Raw genomic sequence first — 350 nt, forward strand, 5'->3', positions numbered from 1 at the left:
GACCTGAACAGTACATGTGGATTTTAAAGTTGTTAAAAACACGCAGGAATGGACAAGATCCATATGTGGGTTATTAACCTACACGTAGACATATCGATTCTATTGATTAGTTAGAAGTTCTAACTAATCATTCACCATTGTCCGTTAGTAGCTTGTGATAAAAACCATCAACAGTGTAATCTTCAAGCTTAATCAAAACTGATTCGTCAAACTCGCTAGAAATAAAGCCTTCAATATTACCAGTAAGTTCATTTAGACAGTCAAATATAAGAAAGTTATCTTTTGAGTATAAAGGGTGATTATAAAGACTCGTATTATTCGTTATAACTTTCTTTCTGGCGTACAACGCC

The 350-nt window shown here is 33.7% G+C and carries 1 pseudogene; it reads right to left on the reverse strand.

Annotation, left to right across the window (positions count from 1 at the left end):
* Nucleotides 1–127 precede the first annotated feature (127 nt).
* Nucleotides 128–350 (reverse strand): annotated as a pseudogene (locus AB4486_RS24810) (lipopolysaccharide biosynthesis protein); the annotation flags it as partial.

It is taken from the genome of Vibrio sp. 10N.222.55.C6 (genome assembly GCF_041473395.1).
Lineage (GTDB): Bacteria > Pseudomonadota > Gammaproteobacteria > Enterobacterales > Vibrionaceae > Vibrio > Vibrio crassostreae_C.